This window comes from Pedobacter sp. HMWF019 (genome assembly GCF_003061025.1).
Classification (GTDB): domain Bacteria; phylum Bacteroidota; class Bacteroidia; order Sphingobacteriales; family Sphingobacteriaceae; genus Pedobacter.
Genome location: NZ_QAIL01000591.1, coordinates 11,675 through 16,601, shown reverse-complemented (window position 1 = coordinate 16,601; position 4,927 = coordinate 11,675). Strand labels below are relative to the sequence as shown.

The window sequence follows — 4,927 nt, the reverse complement described above, 5'->3', positions numbered from 1 at the left end:
ACGTGGGAGAGTAGGTCGGTGCCAAATCTTAAAGAAAGCCTGTAGTTAACACTACAGGCTTTTCTTGTTTATAAGCTTTTTGGGAAAGATGTATGCTCGTTTTGGAAAAGCTTAATTAGAAGTTTATAACCTTTTTTTAGAGGTGTATTCCTTATTTTTTAACGCTATATGCTTAAAGAGAGGTAATTAGTTTTGATTTTTCATGTAGAATATTATCTTTACTAGAAATTAAAGCTAAAAACCTATGGATTATTCATCACCTTACTCATCAGCAGGAGCCGGAATAGGGCTCGGAGCTGGACTCTTTTATTTATTGGTTATCGTTCTGACGTATGCGGGACTCTGGAAAATCTTCGTTAAAGCTGGCAAACCTGGCTGGGCGGCTATTATCCCTATTTACAATGCTATTATTCTGATTGAAATTGTTGGTAAGCCAACCATCTGGATTTTATGGTTACTCATCCCTTGTGTCAATTTCGTTTTTGCAATCTGGCTAGTCAACTTATTAAGCAAAAGTTTTGGTAAAACAGAAGGGTATACTGTAGGTATGATCATTCTACCTTTTGTGTTTTATCCAATGCTAGGTTTTGGGGATGCAAAATATATCGGTCCATCTGCAGCAGAGGCTCAAGGCGGTTTTAATGGGGTAAATAATCCTTTTGGGGTGAACAATCCATTCGGAGAAAACAATCCTTTCCAGAATAAGAAAGACGATTCTTCAGACCATTCAACTAACCTATAATTTATAGGTGCAATTACTCGGTTTATACATATTATCCGCCTGGACCTCATTTTTGGGAAAGGCGGATAATTTTTTTTTACCCTGTCCACTTAAACAGCTAACGGGATATGATTGTCCAGGCTGTGGCTTCCAGCGCTCCTTATTAGCGCTTTTAAAGGGAGATTTTAAGGATAGCCTCTCTTTGTATCCTCCAACCGTTCCTATTCTGTTCACCATTGTTATTGCACTATGTGCCAATTACGGATTTAAAAACCGAAGCAATGGGCTTATTCGGATATTGTATATGATTACCGGATCAATAATCCTGGTTAATTATATTTTTAAAATCTATTCAGGGAGGCTTGTTTAAAAGGCTTAATCTACTTTGGAGGTCAGTTGCTTATAATCTTTAACCACTGTGGTTAAAAAATCGAGCTGGTTCATTTCTGGAGGTGGGGTAATGGAAAGATGTTTTCCAACCCGGGTGGCCATGCTATAGATAAGATCCGGATTATGGGTTTTGTAATAGGTGCTGATCACTTCATGGATCAATTCGACGTCCCTGTCTGTAAGTTGTTCTATATTGCTGAATACAGGTGTATATGCTTCTTCAACAGGCTGGAAGGCAATATGCTCAAAAGTGGTATGGGGAACAGTCCTGATGACTGTTGTGCCTGCAACGATATCCCCAATCCTTTGTTTCTTATCGGTTATGGCAATAACGATTAAACCCAGTACCTGACCTGTGAGTACAAAGTCTACCAATCTGAATACCCAGCGCATGAAATACTGCCCCATGGTGGGTTGGGCACCATTTACACTGATCACCCTAATTTTCATCACTCTTTTTCCAAGTGTCTGGCCATTCATAAAGATTTCGCAGACCAGTGTGTAAAAAATATAACCTGCTGAATAAAGAATAATAAGCGTGTATAAAATGGTGGGAGTATTGGTGATACCACTGATGGATCCAAAGAAAAAGAACAATATTGCTAGTCCGAGAAAGATGCCCAGATCGACCAGTCTGGCGGCTATACGCTCCCCGAGGCCTGCAAGTGGGTAGTCAATGTCAACGTGTTGGCTTGTGTTTACCTGTATTGTCTCCATAAAGACCAAATATAATGTTGATGTTCAATTTATTGGTGAAAAATTGTTTTTTTAGCTATTTTAACAGAAAATTACATCTTACATAGTCTATGAGAGAGGCGCTGTTTGTTAAACAGAATTCGGAAAAATGGAAGTCTTACGAGCAAATGCAGTCTTTAAATCCAGACGAGCTTGCTGATCGCTTTGTTGACATCACCAATGATCTTGCTTATTCGAAAACATTTTACCCTAAATCGAAGACCACTGCTTACCTGAATGGGATTGCCTCTTTGTTGCATCAATCCATTTATAAAAATAAGAAGGAAGGTGCTGCAAAGTTTGCTGATTTTTGGAAATCGGAGCTTCCAGTTCTTTTTTATACCTACCGTAAACAGTTGCTCTATGCTTTCCTATTCTTTGTATTATCGGCCCTTATAGGGATACTTTCTGCAAAGTATGATGATAGTTTTGTAAGACTGATCCTTGGAGACAACTATGTAAATATGACGAATGAAAATATAGCTAAAGGGGATCCTTTTGGTGTATATAAAGGGCAATCAGAATTGCCTATGTTTTTGATGATTGCTTTCAATAATCTGTATGTAAGTTTACTCATGTTTGTGAGCGGTGTATTTGTTTCGATAGGACCTGTATTTTTTATCCTGAGGAATGGAATTATGCTAGGGTCATTTGAGTATTACTTCTTCAGCAAAGGGCTTGGCCTGGAGTCTGTTCTTGTGATATGGATCCACGGAACCCTTGAAATTTCAGCCATAATTATAGCTGGAGGGGCAGGATTGGTACTAGGACATGGTTTACTTTTTCCAAGAACCTATACCCGCGCTCAAGCCTTTATAAAGAGCGCAAAAGATGGAAGTAAAATTGCTTTGGGTATTTTACCTATTATTGTTGTTGCGGCTATCTTTGAGAGTTTTGTGACACGGCATACGGAGATGCCCCTATGGCTGAGCATATCCATTTTAAGCTGCTCTCTTGCCTTTATGTTGTGGTATGTGGTTCTTTATCCCCAACAAATTATTAAACGCACTCAAACCCCTTAAAATGTTAGATAGATTAGAATTTAAAAAAGTCAGAGAATTCGGTGAGATCATTAATGATACCTTTTTGTTTATAAAACAAAATTTTAAGCCCTTACTGAAAGTACTTATTTATTTATGTGGATTTTTTATCCTTGCCGGAATGGTTGCTGCTATTACCTATCAGCTGTCTTTGCAAAAGAATCTGGTTGCATCAACCTCTGCAGACCCCTATGGCTTTAGCCGGTTATCGCAGGTCTTTTCCATCAGCTATTTTATGGTGATCGTGCTGGTTATGGCCAATTATACGTCAATGTATGTCGCTACACTAAGTTTTATTGCTTTATACATTGAAAAGGGAAATGTGGCGCCAACAGTAGAAGAGGTTTGGGCCTATTTTAAGTATTACTTTTTTAGGGTAATGGGAAGTGGTATTGTTGTTGGTATCTTCATATTGCTGGCCTTTATGTGCTGTTTTTTTCCAGGAGTATATGTTTTTCCTGCGATGTCGATATTTTATCCGATCATGGTTCTGGAAAACGGAACACTTGGGTATTCATTTAACCGGTCCTTTAAATTGTTAAAGGATCAATGGTGGACCACTGCAGCTACTATATTTGTGATTTGGATCATCGCTTATGCGACAATGTCTTTTGCCTCTTTACCCGCTATTATATTAGGACTGGTTGGAGCATTTACTTCGGGAGGACGTGGATTGAGCAGCACTATTGTTATTATTTCTACGATCATTCAGTATGTGTGTCAGTTGTTTATGGTTTTGCCGGTTATTGGGGTTACGCTTTGTTATTTCAATTTAACTGAACGGCAGGAGAGTACGGGGCTGATGAATAGAATTGACCAGTTTGGTACAGGAGAAAAAGATCTGAATTCGACTCCTGAAGAATATTAATATGAGGTTTCTGCTCCTTATTTTCCTTTTTTTGAGTTGCAGCCCGATATATGCAAAGGTTACTCCTCCAGGCGAAGTTGTCAAAACTGCGGCTTTGAAATCAGATACCGCACAGATGGTTTGGAGAAGGTTTGATGCGGAGCAGCTTAAGTCTTATAGTAAGGAAAAAGCGTTTATTTACGATGATGCTGTGCCCTCACAAAGTTTATGGAGCCGGTTCTGGAGATGGTTCTGGGAACTTCTTGAGCATATTTTGGGCAATAAAGCAGCTGTGCCTTTTGTGAAGTATTTTTTCATTTCTGTTTTAACAGGATTGGTGGTCTTCGTTGTATTGAAACTCATCGGAGCAGATTTAAAGATATTTTCCCGTAAATCAAAATCAATTGAGGTTCCCTATAGCGAGTCTGACGATAACATCCACGAAATCAATTTTACTGAAGAAATAGATAGGGCTATAAGTTTAGGAAATTACAGGATTGCTGTGAGGTTATTGTATTTGAAGACGCTGAAGAAATTAAGCGATAGTGGGCGGATTGACTGGATGCCAGGAAAAACGAATCAAATCTATATTGGAGAGATCCAGGATTTGGAGAAGAGAAGGCAGTTTTCAATGCTTACACATCAGTTTGAATATATCTGGTATGGAGAGTTCTTTATCAATAAAGATAATTTTGGGCTGATTAAACAAGGGTTTGATCAATTTATTGGAAAGGCATTATGAAAGGATTAAGAAGATATCTGATCTTTAGTGCCATTTTTGTAATCGGTTATTTACTGGCCCAGTATTACAAACCGAAACCAACGGACTGGCGGGCGAGTTATTTAAAAGAAGATAAAATTCCTTTCGGTTTGTATATCCTTTACCATCAAATGGGCCATCTCTTTCCAGATACTAAAATTACAGTTTCAGGACTGCCTGTGTACAATACTTTAAAGGATAACGATTCCGATAATAGCAGTTATTTGCTGATCAGTGGAGGGCTGGAGCTGGATAAACTAGGTAGCGGGGAACTGCTAAAGTTTGCCGGACGTGGCAATCGTGTTTTTATTGCAGCGTTTGATTTTGGCAAGTTTATAAGTGATACACTGAAATTGCAGACCCGTTCTTCCTTTAATTTTGCAAAACGAAAGAAAACAACCCTCAATTTTGTAAATCCTCAATTAAAATCTGCT

The 4,927-nt window shown here is 38.6% G+C and carries 7 protein-coding genes; 6 read left to right on the top strand and 1 reads right to left on the bottom strand.

From position 1 onward, the window contains the following. Window positions 1–244: 244 nt before the first annotated feature. Window positions 245–742 (top strand): DUF5684 domain-containing protein, encoded by a 498-nt coding sequence (locus DBR11_RS28290; RefSeq protein WP_108555882.1) that lies wholly within the window; start codon window positions 245–247, stop codon window positions 740–742. Between the two features lie 7 nt (window positions 743–749). Then, window positions 750–1,091, top strand: a complete 342-nt coding sequence (locus tag DBR11_RS28285; protein WP_108555881.1) for a DUF2752 domain-containing protein — start codon at window positions 750–752, stop codon at window positions 1,089–1,091. A 5-nt stretch (window positions 1,092–1,096) separates the two neighbouring features. Here the strand turns inward: DBR11_RS28285 and DBR11_RS28280 are convergent, their stop codons facing one another. Beyond that, window positions 1,097–1,828: an RDD family protein gene (locus tag DBR11_RS28280; protein WP_108555880.1), complete on the bottom strand. Its 732-nt coding sequence runs from the start codon at window positions 1,826–1,828 to the stop codon at window positions 1,097–1,099. Between the two features lie 89 nt (window positions 1,829–1,917). Between DBR11_RS28280 and DBR11_RS28275 the strand changes: the two genes are divergently transcribed. The 4 genes from DBR11_RS28275 to DBR11_RS30455 all read left to right on the top strand — a co-directional run. Next, entirely contained in the window at window positions 1,918–2,868 is a 951-nt protein-coding gene (locus tag DBR11_RS28275; RefSeq protein WP_108555879.1) for a stage II sporulation protein M, read from the top strand. Between the two features lies 1 nt (window position 2,869). Further along, window positions 2,870–3,754 (top strand): hypothetical protein, encoded by an 885-nt coding sequence (locus tag DBR11_RS28270; RefSeq protein WP_108555878.1) that lies wholly within the window; start codon window positions 2,870–2,872, stop codon window positions 3,752–3,754. Window positions 3,755–3,848: 94 nt separating this feature from the next. Further along, window positions 3,849–4,475, top strand: a complete 627-nt coding sequence (locus DBR11_RS28265; RefSeq protein ID WP_146186702.1) for a hypothetical protein — start codon at window positions 3,849–3,851, stop codon at window positions 4,473–4,475. Continuing rightward, a partial coding sequence (locus DBR11_RS30455) for a DUF4350 domain-containing protein (protein ID WP_233260942.1) occupies window positions 4,472–4,927 on the top strand: 456 nt, incomplete at its 3' end. The genes DBR11_RS28265 and DBR11_RS30455, both read left to right, overlap by 4 nt.